The organism is Rhodococcus huquni (assembly GCF_055231055.1).
The window spans coordinates 24,712-45,431 of sequence record NZ_JBUYWE010000002.1 but is presented as its reverse complement, the minus strand read 5'-3'; the positions used below and the strand labels follow the sequence as shown (position 1 = coordinate 45,431).

The window sequence follows — 20,720 nt, the reverse complement described above, 5'->3', positions numbered from 1 at the left end:
CCGCTAGATTGTCAAGACATAAGGCATCCTCGCTGTCGGCCGATCCTCGGCCCTTGTCGGGAGCACAGATCGTACGAAGGTTGATATGGAGAACGTCTCGCCCAAGGTCACTGTCGTGGTGCCGACCTACAACGAACGCGACAACCTGCCCAAGATCGTCGAGCTTCTCGCTGCGTTGAAGATCTCGAACCTCCACGCACTGGTGGTGGACGACAACTCACCCGACGGGACCGGCGAGGTCGCCGACAAGCTTGCGGTGGACGGCCCGATCCCGGTCAGCGTCCTGCACCGCACGGTCAAGGACGGGCTGGGCCGCGCCTATGTCGAGGGCATGACGCGCGCGTTGGGCGAGGACGCCGACATCGTCGTGCAGATGGATGCAGATCTGTCGCACCCGACCAGCGCGATTCCGCCCATGATCGACGTTCTGAGCACCACGGACGCCGCAGTCGTGCTGGGTTCGCGCTACGTCGAGGGCGGTGCCACCGCCAGCGAGTGGCCGTGGCACCGCAAGGCGCTGTCGGCCTGGGCCAATTTCTACGTCAACGCCATCCTGCAGCTCAAGGTGAAGGATGCGACCGCAGGCTTCAAGGCGTGGAAAGCCGACACGCTCCGTGCCATCGACGTCGCGTCGGTCCAGAGCAACGGCTACGCGTTCCAGGTCGAGATGAACTACCGAGTCGTCAAGAAGGGCCTGCGGATCGCGGAGGTGCCGATTCGCTTCGAGGAGCGCACCGAGGGCGAGTCGAAGATGAGTCTTGCCGTTCAGTTGGAGTCGGCGCGAGTGCCCTGGAAGCTTCGCTTCGGTCGGGGTAAGTAGCTTCGCTTCGGTCGGGGTTAGTGGCTAGAACAGGCTGGTCGTTTCCTTCGAGACGTGGAAGCCGTGGTCACTCATGTGACAGGTGACACCTGTGGTCTCCGACGCACACGCGACGCCGCGCACGATCAGCACGTCTCCGTATTCGAGGATGCGGCCGCCGCCCCTCTCGCCGCCGTAGACCGGCGGGCCGACGTAGATACCCTGGTTCGTGCAGACGTACTCGGCGCCGGTACCGCTCACTTTCGCGCCGCCGCTGGTGTTCCCTCGATTCCAGCACTCCTGCATTTCCGGCGGCGCCGTCGCGTCGACGTCGATCATCTGGCAGCCGGTGGCTTCGTAGCCCTCGTAGATGCCGCACATGATCGAACCGCTCGGCGACTGGAAGAAGTAGTTCGAGCCCTGTTGATAGTCGCGCGCATCGACGGTCGCGTCGTCACGATCGGGAGCCTCGGTCGATTGTTCGACAGTCCGCTCGGGGTCGGCCGGCTCGGGGTCGGCGGCCGCTTCGGGTGAAGCCCCCTGCGTCATCGTGGACGCCGAGACAGTCGGGGTGATCTGCTCGGGCGTGCTGCCGACATCCTCACCGGAACACGCGCAGGACAAGAGTGCGACGGCAAGAGCTGCGGTGATCCTCGCTGGTGACGCCCACGATTTCCTCATACCCGCTTGTCGTGATCCCCCGGGGAGGCGTTAGCAGGTCGAACGTCACGTTCGGGTGAACAGTGGCGGGCGCGAAGTGCACTGTCGAGTTGTGTCGAGGTCAGTGCGGGCACCGGGAGCGGGCTGGATCGGGTGCGCTGCGCCTTCAGTCCGTCGAGTACGAGAACGAGCATTCGGCGCCAGAGATCAGGTGACTCGGAGCCTGCGAAGTCGTTGACGGACTGCAACATGAACATGATGGCCGGCAGATCTCCCGGCTCGAAATCTTCTCGGAGAGAGCCGTTCTCCTGTGCACGTTCGATGAGGGTGCCGAGGCGGCGTACGTAGTGTTCGCGTGACTGCCTCATGTCGCTTCGGCTGATCCGGCCGTTCATCACGAGATCTCGCAGGCCCTGGTCTGCGTGCATCATTCGGCAACTCTGTTCCAGAAAGTATTCGAGACCGTCGAAGGGATCGTCGAACTCCTCCGCACCCGAGGCGACCGCGCCGATTTCGTCCACCCGGGACTGGAAGAGCGCTTGGATCAGGTCTTCCTTGCTCGCGAATCTGCGGTAGACGGTTCCGACGCCCACCCCGGCGTGCTTGGCAACATCCGCGAGCTTTGCCTCGACGCCCCGTTCCGCGAAGACCACGCGCGCCGAGGCAAGGATTCGTTCGAGGTTGGCGCGGGCGTCGCGTCGCATGATCGGCGGTGTCGGCATCGTCACATCTTAGCCGGTAAGCGGAACGATTGATTCCGGTCCGTGTTAGGTTACCGGAATCTGGAATTCCGTTCCCGTGGGGTGAGCGGAATCGAGGCAAGGAGATGCAGGTGACGGCCACTCTGGGCAGCACCCTCCCTCGCCGCGTCTGGTCGGTGAGCTTGCGCGGCGAGCGCGTGATCGATCAGTTCGCTCGCTTCGTGCTCGTGGGCGGAGTCAGCAACGTGTTGTACGGCGCTGCCTTCCTACTCCTTCGCTCGGAAGGTGTCCTGGTCGCGAACGTGATCGGGTCGGTGCTGAGTACCGTCCTCGCCAACGAACTGCATCGACGATCGACCTTCCATGCTGCCGATCGCGTGCATTGGTTGACAGCCCAAGGCGAGGGCGGCGGTATCGCACTGCTCGGCATGGTGCTGAGTACCGCAACCCTCGCTCTTGTCGGCGTGATGTTTCCTGCTCTCGCGGGTGTCCTCCAAGCCGCTCTCGTGATCGCTGTCAGCGGAGTTGTCGGCGCAGTGCGGTTTCTTGCACTGCGCCGCTGGGTTTTCTCCCTCGATTGAAAACGACCGCGAGGGTCGCGCCCACGAAAATCACCTGCAGAATGGTCCGCGGGATCAACGAATCGAAGAATCCGACGGGACCGTCGAGCGCCTTGAATATGTTCGCAGGGAACATTGCCAGTAGCAGGGCACACAGGCAGGCGGCCGCTACCCGCGCCGTTCGGTCGATCAATAGACCCACGGCGCCCGCGAGTTCCAGAATTCCCGTGATCGTGACCAGCAGGCCGGGATTCGGCAGGGCTGTCGGCACCATTGCGATCAGTTCCTCGCGCATTCCGAAAAAGTGCACGATCCCGGTCAGAACGAACATTGCTGCCAGTCCGCCCCGAAGCGCTATGGACCACGAGTCGAACCGGCTGAATCCCAGAGTGCCGAGCGCGGCCAGTGCCAATGTGACCACCACCAGTGTGATGAGCGGTTCCATGTCAGTTCTCCATTCGTAGAGGTCGACCGTTTCGATGCGCTTCGGCGTTGTCGATTCGTGCTCTGGCGTTGTTGCGACCCTTTGTCACCGGGACGCGCGTCGTGAAACGGGCGAGTCCAATCTCGGGACTGTCGACGTACACCGACTCCGCACGATCGATCAGGTAGGTCTCGTGCCAGACGCCCACCGCGCCCGGGGTCTTCGCGGCACGACGATTGAACGCCGCCCAGGCCGGCCGATGCTTCGCGTCTCGCTCGCTCGCGTAGGCGTACAGCTTGTCGAGCGAATCCCAGTACTGGATCACGGTGGGATCGAAGCCCTCGAGTGTCGTGCGATACCCGAGAAGCCCCGAGTCCGGATCGCGGGACAGTTCGCGCAGCATGCGGGGCATTGCCGCAAATGCCGGGATCCACCGATCGGGTCGCCACGGCCGGTTCACCGTCATGCCGATGAGGAAGACGACCAGTTCACCGTCGTGTGAATGGGTATGTCGCTGCATGCTCCACCTCCTAAATTGGATACTTCTACTATCCAAAGTATGGATAGTAGAAGTATCCAATGTCAAGGGTTCTGTGTTACAGGCTCTTCGCTGTCACGTCCTCGTGCACCGCCTCGTCAAAGAGATGGCGGGAAAACCGCCCGGAACAGAGCCATCCAGGCCCGCGAAGAGGAGACAGTGATGCAGGCACGTATGAAGAACCCGGTGATGGTCCTCCCCAAGGCGATGAAGACGCTGTACGCGTTCAGTCACTCGACCGGTGACGTCGACCTTCCCCTCCGCACGATGCACCTGATTCATCTGCGCGCCAGTCAGATCAACGGGTGCGGGGTCTGTGTCGACATGCACGCAAAGGAGGCGCAGGAAGCCGGCGAGACCACGGAGCGACTGTTCGCGATCTCGGCCTGGCGGGAGGCGCCGTACTTCGACGATGCCGAACGCGCAGCGCTTGCGCTGACCGAGTACGTCACCCGGCTCAGTGATCGTCCGGACCCGGTCCCGGACGACGTGTGGAACGACGCGGCCGATCACTACGACGAACAGCAGCTGGCCGCGATTCTCGTCCAGATCGCCGCGATCAACGCGTGGAACCGGCTCAATGCGAGCACCAGGCAGATCGCCGGGTCGGCCGGCTGACGGCTATCCGCAGGTGGCGGGCACCGGTTCCCCTCGGAACCGTGCCTCCATCCAGTCCAGGGCGGGCAGCAATCCCAGCGCAGCCGCGGAGAGGTGGTCGGGACTGGGAGTGAGCGTCGTCTTCACGTAGGTGCCGGCAGCGCAGTACTTGGCCGTGGTCCTGTCGATCGCATCGACGGGAATCAGGACGTCGGTGGGACTGTGCCACTCGAATATCGGTGTCTTCGGAATGTCCGGGTAGTACTCCAGACTGTTCTCTTCGAGCACCTTCCACGCATCCGGGTCGTTCATGAAGTTCGGATTGTCGGTGAGCTCGGCAGCGTTCTTGCCGACCCCCCAGAACATTATTTCGTTGGTGCACCCGTTGTTGATCAGCCCGCGCAGCCAGCGGCCTTGGTTGTTCAACTGGCTACTGAGGTGAATGCGGTCCGGGTACTCGCGTTCGAGACCGATCGCGGCAGCCATGGCAAGACCGAACGCAGGGTGCGGGTTCACACCGAGGGCCTCTGCCATCGTGGTCAGGTTCATCGGGGTGCCGCCGTGTGCGGCGCCGACGATGTCGAGTTCGGGCGCGTACTTCGGCGCGAGTGCGGCCGCCCAGGCCGTGGCCATTCCGCCGCCGGAGTACCCGCCGAGGGCGACCTGGCTGTTCGCCACGCCCAGTTCCGGCACCTTCTTCACGGCGCGAATGCCGTCCAGCGTGATCTGACCGCCCAGCTTCGCGGCCCCGTACGCCATCCGGGGGCCGAGGTGATCCGGGAGAGCGACCGCCCAGCCGCGAGCGAGCGCGATATTGAGGCCCGGTGCCTCACGGATCTGAGTGAACGGATCGCTCGTGTACAGCTCGGTCGCGATCTTGCACTTGTGTCCGAGCGAATTGATGATGTGCTGGTAGGACGCCAATGGGCCGTCCGGCTGGTGGTTGGGTGGCAGCAGATACGTGGTGTTCGCGGCGATCGGCAGTCCGCGTGAATCGGTGGACCGGAACAAGACCTCCCACACTGCACTGCCAGGGAAGTAGAGGTTGGGAGGCATCTGCCGAATGTTCAGGACATCGCCGGGCGCCTTGCTCGCCAAGTCCGGCGGCGGCGCATAGAAAGGGTCCGGATCGGGCGTCGGCAAACCGAGAACCGAGGCGGGAGCCTGGTGCGGATCTTGGGCACCCGCCGTCCCGGCACCGGCGAACGCCGCAGCGAGAGTGATGCTGACAGCAAGCACGACAAGTGAACGAAGAGTGCGTGAGACCATGGCCTACCCCACTGTTTGCCTGATGGACGAGGCTCACTATGCCTTGGACCGCCAGGCGGTATGACCGTTTCGAGCCGAATCGTGACAAACCGGGCGGTCCGCTTTTCGGTGCATCGGCACGAATGGCGTTGCCAACTTTGCAGAATTGCTGCAACTGGACGTAATCTTGTCGTCGAGTTTTCACCGACGATTGGATTGATTCGTGGCAAGAAAAGTAATTGTAGAACTGGTGGATGATCTCGACGACACGCCCATCGAGTCCGGAGAAGGCGAACACATTGTTTTCGCCGTGGGTGGAACCGAATATGAAATCGATCTGAACGACAAGAACGCACAGGAATTCCATCGCAAGCTCGGCTACTACATCGAGCACGCAGCGAAGGTCGGCAGCACCAAGAAGCGGCAGACCGGCGGGGCGTCGTCCTCTCCGCGTCGCAGCAGCGAACAGACCAGGGCAATCCGTCACTGGGCCGCAGCCAACGGCTACGAGGTGTCGTCTCGCGGGCGCATTCCCGCAGAGATCGAAGAGGCATTCAAAGCTGCCCACTGACATATGGACGACATCGACGCCGTTTCCTCTGCCCAGGGAAAATCGGCCGGACTTCGCCGAGGCCTGACGGCTCGCCACATACGATTCATCGCGCTCGGATCCGCAATCGGCACAGGGCTTTTCTACGGCTCGGCCGAAGCAATCAATCGTGCCGGACCTTCGGTTCTCCTCGCCTACCTGATCGGCGGTGCGGCCGTCTACATCGTGCTGCGCGCGTTGGGTGAGATGGCGGTCGACAGCCCGGTGGCCGGATCGTTCGGTGAGTACGCCACAAGACATCTCGGCCCCCTCGCAGGCTTCGCAACCGGGTGGACCTACACCTTCGAAATGGTCATCGTGTGTCTGGCCGACGTCACGGCATTCGGCGTGTACATGGGTTTCTGGTTCCCCGACGTGCCGCGATGGATCTGGGTGCTGGCGATCGTCTTCTTCATCGGGGCGATCAACCTTCTCGGCGTGAAAGCTTTCGGTGAGCTCGAATTCTGGTTCACGCTGGTGAAGATCACGGCGATCATCGCAATGATCGTGGGCGGCGCCGCAATTATCATTTTCGGATTCGGTATCCACGACACGAGCGTCGGTGTGTCACACCTATGGTCCAGCGGCGGATTTTTCGCCACCGGATTCGGCGGATTCATAGCGTGTTTCGCCATTGTGATGTTTGCATTCGGTGGAACCGAGATCATTGGAATCACGGCGGGTGAGGCAGAGGATCCGGCTCGAACTATTCCCCGGGCCGTGAATACGGTTCCGGTGCGCATCATTTTGTTCTACGTGCTCACCCTCGCCGTCATCATGGCGATAAATCCCTGGCAGGAGATCGGTTCGGACGAAAGCCCATTCGTGCAGATCTTCGAAGGACTCGGTATCGGTTCCGCCGCGACGGTGCTCAATATCGTGGTCATCACCGCGGCGCTCTCCGCGATCAACAGCGACATATTCGGCGCAGGCCGAATGATGTACGGAATGTCTTGCGCCGGTCAGGCTCCCGCAGTCATGCAGAGGGTCTCCCGCAACGGCGTTCCGTGGATGACCGTGGTGATCATGGCGGCAGCACTGCTCGTCGGCGTGCTACTCAATTACCTGATCCCGGACCGTGTCTTCCTGGTGATCGCCTCCATCGCCACGTTCGCCACGATCTTCGTGTGGATCATGATCCTGCTGTCTCAGTTCAAGGCGCGGCGGCGCATGACCGAGCAGGAATCAGCGGACCTTGCGTTCCCCGTCCCGTTCTGGCCGTACGCGCAGATCGCCGCGATCGTCTTCCTGGCCTTCGTGATCGGGGTGCTCGCCTTCGTATCGGATACGCGGGTCGCGCTCGTCGTGGGTGTCGTGTGGTTGATGCTGCTGGCCGTCGCACACCGGATCTGGGTCAGGCCGCGCCTGTCGACCTGACCCGACCCGGATGGTCAGCGGGCAGCGCCGAGCACTTCGTTGAGCGCCTCCGTGGTGGACGGATGAGTCCAGATGCCGTCTCTGAGTTGACTTGCCGACGTGTTCGACCGCATGGCGAGGGCCACCAGGTTGACGAGCTCCTGCGCATCGACGGTGTGGAGCGCGGCCCCGAGGATCCGATCCGTCTCAGCGTCGACCACGAACTTGATCAGGCCGTGAGTTTCGCCGAGTGTCTTCGGCCGCGGCATCGCAGCGATCTTGGCAACGGGCTTCGCGAAGACCTGAATGTCGAGGCCCTGTTCACGTGCCTGATCTTCCGACAGCCCCACACGACCGAGCGGGGGTGTGGTGAATACCGTCGTCGGCACCGCGACGCGGTCCGCGCGGGACCGTGATCCGTCGCCGGACAGCTGAGACAGAACGATCCTGTTGTCGTCGAGCGAGATGTACGTCTGCTGCGGCCCGCCGTTCACATCGCCTACTGCGTAGACGTTCTCGGCGCTCGTACGCAGTCGGTCATCGACGACGATGGCACCACCGTCGTCGGTTTCGATGCCGGCGGTATCCAGCCCGAGGCCCTTGGTTTCCGGCACTCGCCCGACAGCGAGCAGGACCGCATCGGCCTCGAAATCCCCGGCATCGGTCCGAAGGGTGACCTGGGAACCGTCGTCGTCGAACGCAGTCGTCTCGACCCCGGTGACCACGCGAACGCCCTCGTCCTCGAGCGCGCTACGTACCGAATCGGCTACCTCGGCGTCCTCGTGTCGAAGGATGCGGTCACCGCGCTCGAGCATCGTGACGCTACTGCCGAACTGCGCGAACATGCTTGCGAATTCCAAGGCGATGGGTCCCGCGCCGACGATCACGAGACGTGACGGAAAGGGATCGACATGCTGAATGCTGGTGGAGTCGTGAATCCGCGGTCCGTCGGCGCCGGGTAGGTCCAGCGATCGGGGGCGGGCACCGGTATTGACGATGACGGTTTCGGCCGTGATGTCCAGGGCTTCGGCGTCCCGAGTCGGGTCGTTGGAGGTGACACGGACGGTTCCCGGGCCGGTGAAAACTGCATCAGCGCCGACGACGAGGCGCACCTGGTCGAACGGTTCCAACATGGCTCGATTGGCTGCATTGAGTTTGGCGATGAGCGAGTCGCGGCTGTCGACCGCCGAGCGGAAGTATTCGGCGGGATCGTCGCCCTCTCGCCGGATGTCTGCTTGGTGGACCAATGCTTTAGTGGGGACACAGCCGATGTTGATGCACGTTCCGCCCACCATCTCGCCGGACCGCTCCACCAGGGTGACACTCTTGCCTGCCCGCCCGAGGGTTCCGGCAAGCGTCTTACCGGCCTTCCCCCAGCCGATGACGAGCACTTCGGTCTTCAGCGATTCCGTCATGGGTCCGACGATAAACCCGGAAACTCTTGTTGCATGCCGATTGGCGCCGTCCGTGGTGCATGTGGGCGGCGTTGCTCGGTGCTCGGGTGTGTCAGGCGGCGTCGGGTCCGGCCCGGTTTGCATGTTCCTGGCCGGTGTGGCGGGCGGGGCGGCGGTTCGAGGGCAGGACCGGCCGACTGCCCGGCAGTCGCGGCGGCAGGAACCACGGATACCTGTCAGCACCCATCACCACCTCCCACCCGGAATGGTGAATCAGTCGGTGATGAAACCCGCACAACAACACCAAATTGTTCATGTCGGTGGGGCCGTGGTCAGCCCAATGCACGATGTGATGCCCTTCGCACCACGACGGTGGTGCCCCGCAATTCGGGAACGCGCACCCACCATCACGCACCGCCAACGCCCGACGCTGTTTGGTGGTGACGGTGCGTTGGGTGTGCCCCACATCCAGCGGGGCGCCATCCGGGTCGATCACCACCGCCGACAGCACACAGTCGCAGGCCAGCATGCGGGTGGTCGCGATCGTCAACGGACCCGTCCACGACGCCCACCCCACATGATCATGTTCGGGATCCGACAACACATCCCGATACGCGCCGCGGTCGGCCGCTGGTGTCGGGTGCGAGGCCAGATCGGCGGCTTTCACCGTCACGCTCACGTGCGGCTTCTGACCGCCCTCCACAGGTCCGGCACCGGCGGCGAGGTAGCGGCGCAGCAGTTCGGTGAACCCGTCCGCCCGCCGCTTCGCAGCCGAGCGTGGATCCTTGGCGCCGTCGAGGCCCGGTCGTGGTGTCGACAACCCGGACAGCGCCGACAGCAGCATCTCCCCGGTCACCGCATCGAGGTCGGCTTTCACACTCATCCGACCGTTCAACGTGGTGGCGGCATGAAACTCGTTACGCTCGGCGTCCTCGGCCGGTGGGAGGTCGTCGGATTCGAAGATCCGCTCCAACCGCGCGATCACCGCCCGCACCCCCACCGCGGTCGCCAACGGGCCCCGCGCCGCAGCCAACAACGCATCCAAGCACGCCGGCAACGCGTCTTCCGGCATCCCTGCCGGTGGGTTCTCACCAAACCCCACGATCAACCCCGCAAACGCAATGGACATCTGACCGGCATCCAATGCTGCCCCGATCGCGGGAAACCGCACCAACCCGGCGCCGAGCGCGATCAACCGGCCCGCAGCACCGACCTCGAGCAACGTCGAATGCGCCAACCACAACTTCGCATTCCGATACCCGAGCACTTCGACCCGGCAACGGGAATCGACCTCCGCCACCAACCGGACCCGCCGCGCCTCCAACACCGCAATCTGCGCAGACAACTCGAGCACCGAATCGCACAACACCCGATCCGCCAACCGCCACGCATCATCGGCCAACTGATCATCCACCCCTGTAAAAGCGTCCCCCGACCCCATACACAAAATCTTAATTCGAACACACGTTCGAGTCAATGGAAACTATCCCGGCATGGCAGAATCCGACGATGCCAAGCTCACTCGTGGAAGTTCGTCGGCAATACACCCACGCCGAAGAAGTATCGATCATCGACGCTGTTCACGGCGCTCTGGTCACGGCTTTTCAGATCCCCGAGGCTGACAAGCACGTTCGGCTCCTCGTCCATGAGCCGCACCGAATGGCAACCAACCCGGAACTCCACAGCCCGGACCAGTACACACTCGTCACCATCGACTGCTATGCCGGCCGATCGGTCCAGGCGAAGCGGAGCCTCTACAAGGAGATCGTCGAGCGGCTAGGTATCGCCACTGGCATCCCACACGACCACGTCACGATCGTGATCCGTGAGAGCGCTACCGAAAACTGGGGCGTCGCAGGCGGGCAGGCTGCGTGCGATATCGACCTCGGGTTTGACGTGAACGTGTAGTCCGGGCCATTTGCCGACCCTCCGGTGACGACGGGATCTACCCTCGAATCATGACCACTGCCGAACACCGCAAGCACGAACAGTCGGATCATGAGCACGTCCACGGCCCGGATTGTGGGCACGAGACGGTTCAGCACGGCGACCACGTCGACTATGTCCACGACGGACACCGGCACGCCGCGCACGGCGATCACAACGACGAGCACGGCGACGCCTGAACGGCGCCTCGCTCATCCAGCCAGGAAGCTGAACCGAACCGTGCGCACAGGGTTGTCCACGTTCGTGTCGACGAGGCATACGGACTGCCAGATGCCGGTGGCCGCGGCGCCATCGACAACGGGGACCGTCGCGTAGGGCGGCACGAACGCCGGGAGCACGTGGTCGCGCCCGTGTCCGGGCGTGCCGTGTTGGTGACGCCACCGGTCGTCGCGGGGCAGAAGGACGTCGATCGCGGTGAGAAGATCCTCGTCACTTCCGGCGCCGGTCTCGATGACTGCCAAGCCTGCGGTGGCATGGGGAACCCACACGTGGAGTAGCCCGTCACCCGCGCCGGCATCCTTCAGGAACTTCTCTATGTCGGCGGTCAGGTCGTGCACCACCGCCACGTTGCCCGTGCGGACCTGTATTTCGGTGCTGTGCATGTATTCGACGGTAGCGTGAATCAGGTGGGTAGCAACCGTCCGACGACATCGGCGAGCTGCCGGACGGTCCCGGTCTCGTACATGGACACGACCTCGGCGTAGGTGTGGGCCGCCGAGTCGCCCGTCGACCATGATCGCGCGGGTTCCGGGTTGAGCCAGTAGATGTTCTTGGCGCGCGCCTGCATTGCTTGCAGTGCTTCGATGTTGGGGTCCGCGTAGTTCGTGCGGCCGTCGCCGAGAATCAACACCGAGCTGCGCGGTCCGATCGCGTCGAGGTACTGCTGCGTGAACGTGGCGAACGCCGTTCCGTAATTGCTACCTCCGAAGCGTGCGACGTCGGTCTCGGCCAGCACCCGGTCGGCAAAGCCGACCGCCGGCGGCTCGCCGGGACGGAACATCTGTGTGATCTCGTCGCACGAGTCGACGAAGCCGAAGCTGCGCACCTTCGTGAACTGGTCCTGCATGGCCTGCACGAGCATGAGTGTGAACTCCGCGAAGCTCGAAACGGACCCGGACATGTCGGCGAGTATCACCAGGTCCGGACGACCGTGTCGACGTGCTTGAAGTACCGGCCGCATGGGCACTCCGCCGGTGGCCATCGACCTGCGAACGGTGCGGCGCATATCGATTCGGCCGCGAATGGCTTTGCGTCGGCGAGCCGACACTCGGGTGGCCAATGTGCGAGCGAGCGGATACACCAGCCTTCGCATCTCGGCTAGGTCGCGCTGGTTTGCCGAAAGGAAGGACCGGTCTTCCGTGCCCTCTCGCACCGCGCTGTTCGACACCTTCTTGGCTCCCCTGATGCGAGATACGCGGCGCAGTGCTTCGTTCTCGACGAGGGCGCGAAACTCGCCCGCGCGGTGTTCCGCCTCGAGCACGAACACGGTATCTCTGGTGTCGTCGCCGGTCGACCCTCGTTGTGACTGTGCTTCTTTCACCAGGTCCTCGGGGGATCCGAGTCGTTGGAAGGCCTGGTATGCGGAGAACTGTGCCCGGCCTTCCCCGCCACCCGATCCGGATGAACCCTCGCCGCCTATCCCGCCGAGAGAGGCGAGCACCTGATCGGCGAGTGCTGCTGCCGCGCTCGAGTCGCCGTCTGCGATGGCGGAGACGACTTTCTCGCGCAACTCAGCGGCGTCCGTCGGGAGGTCTCCGCCCTCGTCGGTAACACTCTCGCCTGCACTGCCCTCGTCGAAGAACAGTGCGAAGATCCGGTCGAAGACTTGGCGCTGGCCGGGTCGCCGGAGGAGTGCGGCGGCTAATCCGGATCGGAGGCGGTCTCGGTCCGAAAGGCCGAGCACGACCATCACGGATGCGGCATCGACCGTGTCGCTGGTTCCGATCTCGACACCGTGCTCTCGCAGGACGCCCACGAACTCGATGAGCTTGGCCGACATCTCCTGATCGGACACGCTACTTCCGGCTCCGCTTTCCTTCGAGATGTAGTTTTTCCGTGGCTGTTTCGTGGTCGGACTTGTACTTGAGCAGTACGCCCAGCGTCGACTTCACGACAGCATCACCGACCTCTCGGACGCCGAGGCCGCGGAGAGTGCGTGCCCAATCGATCGTTTCTGCGATGGACGGTGGCTTCCGAAGCTCGAGCTTCCGTAGGGCGGACACCACTTCTACTGCAGAGGAGGCCACGAACTCGTCCAGATCGGGAACCTGCGAGCGCACGATGGCGAGCTCGAGTTCCGGTGTCGGGAAGTCGATGTGAAGAAACAGGCACCGTCGTTTGAGGGCCTCGGACACTTCTCGATTCGCGTTGGACGTCACCACGACGAACGGCTTCCGAACTGCCTCGATGGTGCCGATCTCGGGAATGGTCAGCTGGAAGTCGCCGAGAACTTCGAGGAGGAGCCCTTCCACCTCCATGTCGGCTTTGTCGAGCTCGTCGATCAAGAGCACGGTGGGCTCGTTGTTCCGTATCGCCGTCAAGAGTGGCCGCGAGAGCAGGAACTCCTCGGTGAACACGTGGTCTCGGGTGGACTCCCACGATTCGCCCTGCTCGGCGGTGATGCGCAACAGCTGCTTGGCGTGGTTCCACTCGTACAGAGCCCGCGATTCGTCGATGCCCTCGTAGCACTGCAGACGGACCATTTCGGAGCTTGTCGCTGTCGCGATGGCCTTCGCGAGTTCGGTCTTGCCGACACCCGCCGGGCCCTCGATCAGAAGTGGTTTGTGCAGGTAGTCGGCAAGAAACACGGCCGTAGCGATATCGAGAGACGGTAGATATCCGGCCGCGGACAGGCGATCGCTCACTTCGTCCACCGAGGTGAACAGGGTGTCGGTCGCGTCGCTCTGATCGGTGTTCATAGCAGCATCGAGCGTATACCAGCGGTGCCTTGCCGATTCGGTGAGAATGAGGGGGCGCCGGAAGGAGGTGGTTCCCATGGCAGAACCGGTCGACGATTCTTTCGTCGAGCGTGTTCAGGGACTACCTGCTGCGGCTGGGCCTCCGCGACTGCGTTTCGACGTGGTGCGTGCCGGTTCTTCGCTGACAGTCCAGCAATGTTTGGACCTGTTCGACGATCAACTGGCGAGTCGCCATCTCGATCTGGCTGCCCGCGCTCTTCGGGCGCAGGGCTCGGGGTATTACACGATCGGCTCGTCCGGGCACGAGGGCAACGCTGCGGTGGCGGCTGCACTGCGACCGACCGATCCTGCGCTGCTGCACTACCGGTCCGGCGGGTTCTATCTGGCTCGTGCGCGGCAGATCGACGGTGGTGATCCTTTACTCGACGTCTTGCTCGGAATCGTTGCGGCGGTCGATGATCCGATATCGGGCGGACGGCACAAGGTGTTCGGGCGCAAGGATATCGCGGTGATTCCGCAGACCTCCACCGTCGCATCACACCTCCCGCGGGCGCTCGGGGTCGCATTCGCGATTCCGCGGGCCGCAAAGTTGGGGGTTGCCTCGCCGTGGCCGAAGGATGCGTTGGCGGTGTGCAGCTTCGGTGATGCGTCGGCAAATCACTCGACCACGACCGGAGCAGTCAACGCGGCCGCCAATATCGCATACCGCGGTATTCCCCTCCCGCTGCTTCTCGTCTGTGAGGACAACGGAATCGGGATCAGTGTTCCTACCCCCGAGGGGTGGGTCGCTGCAATGTATTCCGGCGTAAAGGGATTGACCTACTTCAGTGCAGACGGCACCGATGTGGTCGACACCTTCGAGGTAGCGGAGCGCGCGGCGGACTGGGTGCGTCGTCATCGAAAGCCCGCACTTCTACATCTGCGGACTGTTCGCTTGATGGGGCACGCCGGCTCCGACGTGGAGTCGGCATATCGCTCCCCGTCGGATATCGCACACGATATGGCGCATGATCCCGTGCTTGTCACGGCGAAGCAGCTCGTCGAAACAGGCTGTCTCACAGCGGCAGAAGTGTTGGACCGGTACGAGGCTGCGAGAGCGGAGGTCGCGACCCGCGCCGCAGAAGTGGTCGAGCGTTCCAGGCTCACGTCCGCCGAGCAGATCATGGCGCCACTGGCGCAGCCGACGGATTCCGAGGTTCGGCCAGCCGTTGCACCCGTCTCGGGTGGCGACGATCGACTCACCCTCGCGCAGTCGGTCAATCGCGCTCTCGGCGACATTTTGGATTCGTATCCCGAGGCGCTCGTGTTCGGCGAGGACGTTGCTCGTAAGGGCGGCGTGTACGGAGTGACGCGTGGTCTCGCCGCGCGCGGTGGGCCTGGTCGAGTGTTCGACACACTCCTGGACGAACAGACGATTCTCGGCCTCGCCCTGGGCGCCGGACTGTCGGGCTTTCTGCCGATCCCGGAGATTCAGTACCTGGCGTACCTGCACAATGCCGAGGATCAATTGCGGGGTGAAGCGGCCACCCTGCGCTTCTTCTCCGAAGGCCGATTTCGCAACCCGATGGTTGTTCGCGTCGCGGCATACGGATACCAGAAGGGCTTCGGCGGACACTTCCACAACGACAACGCGATTGCGGTTCTCCGGGACATACCTGGGATCATCGTCGCGTCTCCGTCGAATCCGTCCGACGCCGCGTCGATGCTCCGAACGTGCGTGGCCGCGACGCAGGTGTCCGGAACCCCGTGTGTATTTCTCGAGCCCATCGCGCTGTACCACCAGCGCGATCTGTACGAGGCAGGGGACGACGAATGGCTCGCGCCCTATCCCTCGAATGACGACCATGTTCCGATGGCAACCGTACGTACGTATGGAGGTGGGAGTGACCTGACGATCCTGACGTTCGGGAACGGTGTGCCGCTGAGCCTCCAGGCAGCGCGAACTCTGCGCGCACGCGGTATCGAGGCCCGGGTTGTGGATCTGCGCTGGTTGGTGCCATTGCCTGCCGAAGCGATGCTCCGCGAGGCGTCCGCAACGGGCCGCGTGCTCGTCGTCGACGAGACGAGACGTTCGGGTGGTGTATCGGAGGGGGTGTTCGCCGTTCTGATCGACGCCGGATTCGGCGGCGCACTGGGCCGGGTGAACAGCGAGGACAGCTTCGTTCCGCTGGGTGACGCGGCCTTGCAGGTACTCGTCTCGGAAGAACAGATCGTGGCGGCGGCAACTGCGCTCGTCCACGGCGGAGCGTCATCGACCACGGAAGCTTAGGATCCGAGTATGTGCCTACTCCTAGTGGCGTGGAAGGTTCACCCCGACTATCCGCTGATCGTGGCTGCCAACCGCGACGAGTTCTATCGGCGCCCCACGGAACCGGTCCATCGATGGGACAGCGGCATTGTTGCCGGCCGTGACATCACCAGCGGTGGAACATGGTTGGGAGCGAGTGCGGGCCGTTTTGCGGCAGTCACCAACGTGCGAGAGGGTCCGCCGACAGGAGCGACAGCGCCGCGTTCCCGGGGGCTGCTTCCCACGGACTTCCTCACCGCGCCGACAGCGCCGGAGGTCTACGCGCACGAGGTGGCCGCCGCCGGCGATCGGTACGACGGCTTCAACCTCCTCGCGGGTGACCTCGATCAGCTGTGGTGGACGTCCAACAGGTTCAGTACGGAAGAGGTCGGGCCCGGAATTCACGGGCTGTCCAACAGTGCGCTGGACACGGCATGGCCGAAGGTGACGTCCGGTACGGCCGCCTTCGCGAGGCTCGCCGAGACGGACGACGGCGGGGACGCGACCACCGAGGCCTACCTGAACCTGCTGTTCGACACGACCCCCGCGCCGGTGGAACTGCTGCCGCGCACCGGCGTCGGTGAGGACATGGAGCGGGTTCTCTCATCGCTGTTCGTGGATTTCGGTGATTACGGCACCCGTGCCAGCACGGTGGTACGGATGCGAGCGGACGGCGCTTTCACCGTCACCGAGCGTCGGTTCGAAAGTTCCGAGGTCACCGGGGAATCAACGGTCGGGATGTAATCGATCACCTCGTGATCAGTCGACCACACCGATGTCTTCGTTCCACAGATCGGGCCGGTCGCGCACGAAGTCGGCCATCATGTCGATGCAGTCCCGATCCTCCAGCACTGTCACGTCGACTCCGTGCTCGGCCAACCAGTCGTGGCCGCCGGTGAAAGTGACGCTCTCGCCCACGACGAGGCCGCCGATACCGAACTGTCGGACCAGGCCGCTGCAGTACCAGCACGGTGACAGCGTGGTCACCATGATCGTGTGCCGATAGTCGCGAAGTCTCCCGGCATCACGAAAGGCTGCAGTCTCCGCATGGACAGACGGATCGTCGTCCTGCACGCGTCGGTTACGCCCGCGGCCGAGGAGTGTTCCGTCGGTTGCGAACAGGGCCGCGCCTATCGGGACACCTCCCTCGGAGAGGCCGGCTCTTGCCTCGTCGAGGGCGATGCGGAGAAGTTGCTCGGGGTCAGTCACGGTCCCAGCTCATCCAGTTTCGTGCTGCGTGTCAACAGGTCTGCCGTTTCCGCGCGGTGGAGGGTGTGCCCGCCATATCCTTGACGCAGGGACATGGAAGGGGCGGAAATCATGCGTACCGGATCCACCGTTGCTGGTCTTGTTGCTCTGTGCACACTGCCTTTCCTTTCGGCCCTGCCCGCCGCAGCCACTCCACCGTCCGGAGTCACGGCAGAGACGCTCTTTCAGACTTCGTTTCCGGTCGGCCTCGGAAGTACCGACCTCGAAGGTACCGACTTCACCGTCCGTCGAATCGAGATCGCGCCGGGCGGAACTACAGGCTGGCACTACCACGACGGGCCCGTGTACGCGTACGTCGAAACGGGGACTTTGACAAGAGTTCTCCACGACTGCGCCGTGGAATCGAGCGGGGCAGGCGCGCTGGTCCAGGAGGACGTCGGCAGCGACCATCCACACGAAGGTGTCAACCACGGTCCGGGTGTTCTGGTGTTGTTCGCCGCATATGTCGAACCGCCCGGCGATCCGTTTGCGGAGGATGCACCGGACCCCGGCTGTTGACGCTCGGTTCCTTTACTGTGGGGAGCCAGGAGAGGAGTGCGCTTGCGTACATGGGTAATCGACCGTCCGATGCGAGGTGTCGCGTTCGTGGCGATGGTCGCGGTGGTGGTCGTGATGGCAGCCGTGTCGTGCGTGGCAACGACACATTCCGCGCCTACCCATACCGGTACTCCGCTCAGCGCGGCTCCACCTCCACCGCTCGACTACGTCGCATTGGGAAGTTCGTACGCTGCCGGTCCGGTGATCGCCCCCGTGGTGGATGCGAACTGCACGCGGTCGGGCGCCAATTATCCCCACCAGGTGTCGGAAAGATTGAACTACCGGTTGACCGACCGGAGCTGTTCCGGTGCGACGTCGGCCAGCATTCTCGATACCCCGCACGTCCCGAACTTCGGTGGTGGTGCCCCGCAACCTCCGCAGATCGACGCCGTGACACCCGAAACCGACCTCGTGACCGTCACGATCGGTGGCAACGACGTGGATTACATGGGGCGGCTCGTCGCGAACAGTTGCGCGACTCTCTTCGAGCGGTCCCACCCGCGCCCTCCCGAGCAGGCCTACGTGAAGTTCTGTGGAAACGCCGGAGCGCCGCCCTCGTCGGAGCCGAGGCCAGAGGAATACGCGAAGGTCGAGGCTTCGGCGGTCGCAATCGTCGCCGCGATCAAAGCTCGCTCACCGATGGCGAGGGTGGTCTTCGTCGACTACCTGCCGATCGTCGCCGAGAACGGAAAGCTCTGCGACTTGCTCCCGCTGACCCCGGAACGCGCAGCCTCGACGGTCCGCGTTCATCGCGCAGTTGCAGAGGCGACAGGACGGGCCGCAGAGATGACCGGATCGCAATTGGTCCGAGCCTCGAGTCTCGGGAAGGGACACGGCGCGTGCTCGAAGGACCCGTGGGTTGCCGGCTTCGAGATCATTCAGCGCAACAGCGGTGGCGCGGTCTTCTACCACCCGAACGCCGCAGGTATGAGCGCCGTAGCCGATCAGATCGTGCGCCAGATCGGCTGAATCAGGGCAGCCAGCGCGGCACTGCTGGTTTCACCCACATGATTTTCTCCTCGGGGTGCTTTCTCGTTGCACCAGGATGATCGGGGTTCTTCGTCGCCCATTCGGCCTTCTCGCGAAGAAGCTCGGCGACGCTCGTCCAGGTTTCGATGGTCCTCGGGGGATGTGCCCCGGCCGCGCGCGCCAGCTTCTTGAGCTGGGCATCCGTCAGGTCGAGAAGTTCGTCACCACTGATGCCTCGATCCCACACGTATCGAGCGATTCCGACGGCCTTCTCCCGACGATTCTTGGCCGCCTGCTCGGTGTGCGCGAAGTCGACGTCCTGCGGTTCCACGGTCACCTCCCTGTTCGTACCGAACGAGTGTAAAGGCCGCTACCTGGCATTCCGTGAGGCGTATCGTTCGAGACAGCGATCGACAGGCCCCGAGCAGAGCGGTCGACAAGCCCTGAATTGAGGGTGAAGCGATGGGATGGTTCGTCGCGCAGGAGTATTCGCTCGGCAGACTGCTGTTCACCGAAGGGCTGGCGGCCCTTTACCTCGTCGCGTTCGTATCGGCAGTTCGGCAGTTCCGCCCGCTCATCGGCAGCGACGGAATTCTCCCTGTGCCGGACTTCGTGCGAGAAGTGCCGTTCACCCGGTCTCCGAGCTTGTTTCACCTGCACTATTCCGACCGGTTCTTCGCTGTGGTGGCCTGGGTAGGCGTGGTGTTGTCGGTGATCACGCTGGTCGGTCTGACGGCGCGCTTGCCGCTCGCGGCGTGCATGCTCGTGTGGTTCGTTCTCTGGGCGCTCTATCTGTCAATCGTCAACGTGGGTCAGGCGTGGTACGCGTTCGGATGGGAGTCGCTGCTCCTGGAGGTGGGCTTCCTCGCGGTGTTCCTGGGAAACACGGATACCGCGCCGCCAATCCTCGTGCTGTTTCTCCTGCGTTGGGTGTTGTTCCGTCTCGAATTCGGCGCGGGACTGATCAAGATGCGTGGCGATCGCTGTTGGCGAGACCTGACCTGCCTCTACTACCACCACGAGACCCAGCCGATGCCCGGGCCGCTCAGTCGGGCTTTTCATCACCTACCCAAGCGCATTCACAAGATGGAAGCGGCCGGCAATCACGTGACTCAGCTGGTTGTTCCGTTCGCGCTCTTCCTCCCGCAGCCGATCGCCGGAACTGCTGCGGGGGTCATGATCCTGACGCAGTTATGGCTGGTGGCGAGCGGAAACTTCGCGTGGCTCAACTGGGTGACCATAGTTCTCGCGGTCTCGGTGCTACCCGACGCGGCTCTGGGGCGCGTTCTGCCGTTCGCGGCGCGCGAGGGGTTCTCGGCTTCGCCGGCGCCGTTCGTCGGTGGGGTCGTCGCGGTGTCGATTCTGGTCGTACTTCTCAGCTACCGGCCGGTCCGCAACCTGCTGTCGACGAGGCAGGTGATGAACGCGTCTTTCGACAAGTGGCACCTCGTCAATACTTACGGCGCCTTCGGGACCGTGACCAGGGTTCGTCACGAGATCGTGCTGGAAGGGGCCACGGATTCGGAACTGTCCCCGTCCACCGAATGGTGGGAGTACGACTTCAGAGGCAAACCCGGTGACGTGCACCGTCGGCCTCGCCAGTTCGCGCCCTACCACCTGCGGCTCGACTGGCTGATGTGGTTTGCGGCGCTGTCGCCTTCGTACGCGCGCTCGTGGTTTCCCGCCCTGGTCACCAGGTTGCTCGAGGCCGACCCGCGCGTGTTGGCATTGCTGCGAAAAGACCCGTTCTCGGGCCGACCGCCGCACTTCGTGCGGGCACGCTACTACCGATACCGGTTCACGACTCGTGCGGAACAACGTGCGACGGGGGCGTGGTGGCACCGCGAACTCGTCGGGGACTTCATGCCGCCCGTATCTCTCCGATGAACCTTGCTCCGAAACGACTGCCGAAGAAAATGGAACCTGT

24 protein-coding genes are annotated in these 20,720 nt (G+C 63.6%); 12 read left to right on the top strand and 12 right to left on the bottom strand.

The window, feature by feature from the left end; all coding sequences use genetic code 11:
- Positions 1-85 precede the first annotated feature (85 nt).
- The gene (locus ACZI8R_RS03865) at positions 86-820 is read left to right on the top strand and encodes a polyprenol monophosphomannose synthase (protein WP_463378260.1); all 735 of its coding nucleotides are present in this window, start codon (positions 86-88) and stop codon (positions 818-820) included.
- A 24-nt stretch (positions 821-844) separates the two neighbouring features.
- Here the strand turns inward: ACZI8R_RS03865 and ACZI8R_RS03860 are convergent, their stop codons facing one another.
- Both ACZI8R_RS03860 and ACZI8R_RS03855 read right to left on the bottom strand, forming a co-directional pair.
- Positions 845-1,480: a DUF6636 domain-containing protein gene (locus ACZI8R_RS03860; RefSeq protein WP_463378259.1), complete on the bottom strand. Its 636-nt coding sequence runs from the start codon at positions 1,478-1,480 to the stop codon at positions 845-847.
- Positions 1,477-2,181 (bottom strand): TetR/AcrR family transcriptional regulator, encoded by a 705-nt coding sequence (locus ACZI8R_RS03855; protein WP_463378258.1) that lies wholly within the window; start codon positions 2,179-2,181, stop codon positions 1,477-1,479. Before ACZI8R_RS03855 ends, ACZI8R_RS03860 begins: the two co-directional genes overlap by 4 nt.
- 110 nt (positions 2,182-2,291) lie before the next feature.
- Here ACZI8R_RS03855 and ACZI8R_RS03850 point away from each other — a divergent pair, with 110 nt between their 5' ends.
- Positions 2,292-2,741: a GtrA family protein gene (locus tag ACZI8R_RS03850; protein ID WP_463378257.1), complete on the top strand. Its 450-nt coding sequence runs from the start codon at positions 2,292-2,294 to the stop codon at positions 2,739-2,741.
- On the opposite strand, the gene ACZI8R_RS03845 is transcribed toward ACZI8R_RS03850, so the two are convergent.
- Both ACZI8R_RS03845 and ACZI8R_RS03840 read right to left on the bottom strand, forming a co-directional pair.
- Positions 2,677-3,165, bottom strand: a complete 489-nt coding sequence (locus ACZI8R_RS03845) for a DoxX family protein (RefSeq protein WP_463378256.1) — start codon at positions 3,163-3,165, stop codon at positions 2,677-2,679. The two genes, ACZI8R_RS03850 and ACZI8R_RS03845, sit on opposite strands and share 65 nt — an antisense overlap.
- A gap of 1 nt (position 3,166) precedes the next feature.
- Positions 3,167-3,664 carry a DUF4188 domain-containing protein gene (locus ACZI8R_RS03840; protein ID WP_463378255.1) on the bottom strand — a complete coding sequence of 166 codons (498 nt, stop codon included), beginning with the start codon at positions 3,662-3,664 and terminating at the stop codon, positions 3,167-3,169.
- A gap of 180 nt (positions 3,665-3,844) precedes the next feature.
- On the opposite strand from ACZI8R_RS03840, the gene ACZI8R_RS03835 reads away from it, so the two are divergent.
- Entirely contained in the window at positions 3,845-4,300 is a 456-nt protein-coding gene (locus ACZI8R_RS03835; protein ID WP_463378254.1) for a carboxymuconolactone decarboxylase family protein, read from the top strand.
- Positions 4,301-4,303: 3 nt separating this feature from the next.
- Here ACZI8R_RS03835 and ACZI8R_RS03830 read toward each other — a convergent pair whose 3' ends face one another.
- Positions 4,304-5,548 carry a lipase family protein gene (locus ACZI8R_RS03830; RefSeq protein WP_463378253.1) on the bottom strand — a complete coding sequence of 415 codons (1,245 nt, stop codon included), beginning with the start codon at positions 5,546-5,548 and terminating at the stop codon, positions 4,304-4,306.
- 202 nt (positions 5,549-5,750) lie between these two features.
- Between ACZI8R_RS03830 and ACZI8R_RS03825 the strand changes: the two genes are divergently transcribed.
- Positions 5,751-6,098 (top strand): histone-like nucleoid-structuring protein Lsr2, encoded by a 348-nt coding sequence (locus ACZI8R_RS03825; protein WP_463378252.1) that lies wholly within the window; start codon positions 5,751-5,753, stop codon positions 6,096-6,098.
- 3 nt (positions 6,099-6,101) lie between these two features.
- The gene (locus ACZI8R_RS03820; RefSeq protein ID WP_463378251.1) at positions 6,102-7,493 is read left to right on the top strand and encodes an amino acid permease; all 1,392 of its coding nucleotides are present in this window, start codon (positions 6,102-6,104) and stop codon (positions 7,491-7,493) included.
- Between the two features lie 14 nt (positions 7,494-7,507).
- Here ACZI8R_RS03820 and ACZI8R_RS03815 read toward each other — a convergent pair whose 3' ends face one another.
- On the bottom strand, positions 7,508-8,887 hold the full coding sequence (locus ACZI8R_RS03815; RefSeq protein ID WP_463378250.1) for a dihydrolipoyl dehydrogenase family protein: 1,380 nt from the start codon (positions 8,885-8,887) through the stop codon (positions 7,508-7,510).
- A 91-nt stretch (positions 8,888-8,978) separates the two neighbouring features.
- The gene (locus ACZI8R_RS03810; RefSeq protein WP_463378249.1) at positions 8,979-10,307 is read right to left on the bottom strand and encodes an HNH endonuclease signature motif containing protein; all 1,329 of its coding nucleotides are present in this window, start codon (positions 10,305-10,307) and stop codon (positions 8,979-8,981) included.
- 68 nt (positions 10,308-10,375) lie between these two features.
- Here ACZI8R_RS03810 and ACZI8R_RS03805 point away from each other — a divergent pair, with 68 nt between their 5' ends.
- Together ACZI8R_RS03805 and ACZI8R_RS03800 are read left to right on the top strand one after the other, a co-directional pair.
- Positions 10,376-10,774 (top strand): tautomerase family protein, encoded by a 399-nt coding sequence (locus ACZI8R_RS03805; protein WP_463378248.1) that lies wholly within the window; start codon positions 10,376-10,378, stop codon positions 10,772-10,774.
- A gap of 50 nt (positions 10,775-10,824) precedes the next feature.
- A complete protein-coding gene (locus ACZI8R_RS03800; protein WP_463378247.1) occupies positions 10,825-10,992 on the top strand; it encodes a zinc transporter permease in 168 nt (55 codons plus the stop codon).
- A gap of 12 nt (positions 10,993-11,004) precedes the next feature.
- Here ACZI8R_RS03800 and ACZI8R_RS03795 read toward each other — a convergent pair whose 3' ends face one another.
- From ACZI8R_RS03795 to ACZI8R_RS03785, 3 genes are read right to left on the bottom strand one after another with little or no spacing between them, the layout of a single operon-like run.
- Positions 11,005-11,415, bottom strand: a complete 411-nt coding sequence (locus ACZI8R_RS03795) for a YjbQ family protein (protein ID WP_463378246.1) — start codon at positions 11,413-11,415, stop codon at positions 11,005-11,007.
- Positions 11,416-11,435: 20 nt separating this feature from the next.
- Positions 11,436-12,827, bottom strand: a complete 1,392-nt coding sequence (locus ACZI8R_RS03790) for a vWA domain-containing protein (protein WP_463378245.1) — start codon at positions 12,825-12,827, stop codon at positions 11,436-11,438.
- A 1-nt stretch (position 12,828) separates the two neighbouring features.
- A complete protein-coding gene (locus tag ACZI8R_RS03785) occupies positions 12,829-13,731 on the bottom strand; it encodes an AAA family ATPase (protein WP_463378244.1) in 903 nt (300 codons plus the stop codon).
- A gap of 76 nt (positions 13,732-13,807) precedes the next feature.
- On the opposite strand from ACZI8R_RS03785, the gene ACZI8R_RS03780 reads away from it, so the two are divergent.
- A complete protein-coding gene (locus ACZI8R_RS03780) occupies positions 13,808-16,000 on the top strand; it encodes a dehydrogenase E1 component subunit alpha/beta (protein WP_463378243.1) in 2,193 nt (730 codons plus the stop codon).
- 9 nt (positions 16,001-16,009) lie between these two features.
- A complete protein-coding gene (locus ACZI8R_RS03775; RefSeq protein WP_463378242.1) occupies positions 16,010-16,762 on the top strand; it encodes an NRDE family protein in 753 nt (250 codons plus the stop codon).
- A 15-nt stretch (positions 16,763-16,777) separates the two neighbouring features.
- On the opposite strand, the gene ACZI8R_RS03770 is transcribed toward ACZI8R_RS03775, so the two are convergent.
- Positions 16,778-17,227, bottom strand: coding sequence for a nucleoside deaminase (locus ACZI8R_RS03770; RefSeq protein WP_463378241.1), 450 nt, complete (start codon positions 17,225-17,227; stop codon positions 16,778-16,780).
- Positions 17,228-17,338: 111 nt separating this feature from the next.
- Here ACZI8R_RS03770 and ACZI8R_RS03765 point away from each other — a divergent pair, with 111 nt between their 5' ends.
- Together ACZI8R_RS03765 and ACZI8R_RS03760 are read left to right on the top strand one after the other, a co-directional pair.
- A complete protein-coding gene (locus tag ACZI8R_RS03765) occupies positions 17,339-17,785 on the top strand; it encodes a cupin domain-containing protein (protein WP_463378240.1) in 447 nt (148 codons plus the stop codon).
- A 42-nt stretch (positions 17,786-17,827) separates the two neighbouring features.
- A complete protein-coding gene (locus ACZI8R_RS03760; protein ID WP_463378239.1) occupies positions 17,828-18,793 on the top strand; it encodes an SGNH/GDSL hydrolase family protein in 966 nt (321 codons plus the stop codon).
- Position 18,794: 1 nt separating this feature from the next.
- On the opposite strand, the gene ACZI8R_RS03755 is transcribed toward ACZI8R_RS03760, so the two are convergent.
- The gene (locus ACZI8R_RS03755; protein ID WP_463378238.1) at positions 18,795-19,124 is read right to left on the bottom strand and encodes a hypothetical protein; all 330 of its coding nucleotides are present in this window, start codon (positions 19,122-19,124) and stop codon (positions 18,795-18,797) included.
- A 131-nt stretch (positions 19,125-19,255) separates the two neighbouring features.
- Between ACZI8R_RS03755 and ACZI8R_RS03750 the strand changes: the two genes are divergently transcribed.
- Entirely contained in the window at positions 19,256-20,680 is a 1,425-nt protein-coding gene (locus ACZI8R_RS03750) for a lipase maturation factor family protein (protein WP_463378237.1), read from the top strand.
- Positions 20,681-20,720: the final 40 nt, after the last annotated feature.

Bases quoted from the DNA above. Each gene is read 5' to 3' on its own strand.
- ACZI8R_RS03865 (WP_463378260.1), top strand. From the start codon at position 86: ATGGAGAACGTCTCGCCCAAGGTCACTGTCGTGGTGCCGACCTACAAC.
- ACZI8R_RS03860 (WP_463378259.1), bottom strand. From the start codon at position 1,480: ATGAGGAAATCGTGGGCGTCACCAGCGAGGATCACCGCAGCTCTTGCC.
- ACZI8R_RS03855 (WP_463378258.1), bottom strand. From the start codon at position 2,181: ATGCCGACACCGCCGATCATGCGACGCGACGCCCGCGCCAACCTCGAA.
- ACZI8R_RS03845 (WP_463378256.1), bottom strand. From the start codon at position 3,165: ATGGAACCGCTCATCACACTGGTGGTGGTCACATTGGCACTGGCCGCG.
- ACZI8R_RS03840 (WP_463378255.1), bottom strand. From the start codon at position 3,664: ATGCAGCGACATACCCATTCACACGACGGTGAACTGGTCGTCTTCCTC.
- ACZI8R_RS03835 (WP_463378254.1), top strand. From the start codon at position 3,845: ATGCAGGCACGTATGAAGAACCCGGTGATGGTCCTCCCCAAGGCGATG.
- ACZI8R_RS03830 (WP_463378253.1), bottom strand. From the start codon at position 5,548: ATGGTCTCACGCACTCTTCGTTCACTTGTCGTGCTTGCTGTCAGCATC.
- ACZI8R_RS03820 (WP_463378251.1), top strand. From the start codon at position 6,102: ATGGACGACATCGACGCCGTTTCCTCTGCCCAGGGAAAATCGGCCGGA.
- ACZI8R_RS03815 (WP_463378250.1), bottom strand. From the start codon at position 8,887: ATGACGGAATCGCTGAAGACCGAAGTGCTCGTCATCGGCTGGGGGAAG.
- ACZI8R_RS03810 (WP_463378249.1), bottom strand. From the start codon at position 10,307: ATGGGGTCGGGGGACGCTTTTACAGGGGTGGATGATCAGTTGGCCGAT.
- ACZI8R_RS03805 (WP_463378248.1), top strand. From the start codon at position 10,376: ATGCCAAGCTCACTCGTGGAAGTTCGTCGGCAATACACCCACGCCGAA.
- ACZI8R_RS03800 (WP_463378247.1), top strand. From the start codon at position 10,825: ATGACCACTGCCGAACACCGCAAGCACGAACAGTCGGATCATGAGCAC.
- ACZI8R_RS03795 (WP_463378246.1), bottom strand. From the start codon at position 11,415: ATGCACAGCACCGAAATACAGGTCCGCACGGGCAACGTGGCGGTGGTG.
- ACZI8R_RS03785 (WP_463378244.1), bottom strand. From the start codon at position 13,731: ATGAACACCGATCAGAGCGACGCGACCGACACCCTGTTCACCTCGGTG.
- ACZI8R_RS03780 (WP_463378243.1), top strand. From the start codon at position 13,808: ATGGCAGAACCGGTCGACGATTCTTTCGTCGAGCGTGTTCAGGGACTA.
- ACZI8R_RS03775 (WP_463378242.1), top strand. From the start codon at position 16,010: ATGTGCCTACTCCTAGTGGCGTGGAAGGTTCACCCCGACTATCCGCTG.
- ACZI8R_RS03765 (WP_463378240.1), top strand. From the start codon at position 17,339: ATGCGTACCGGATCCACCGTTGCTGGTCTTGTTGCTCTGTGCACACTG.
- ACZI8R_RS03750 (WP_463378237.1), top strand. From the start codon at position 19,256: ATGGGATGGTTCGTCGCGCAGGAGTATTCGCTCGGCAGACTGCTGTTC.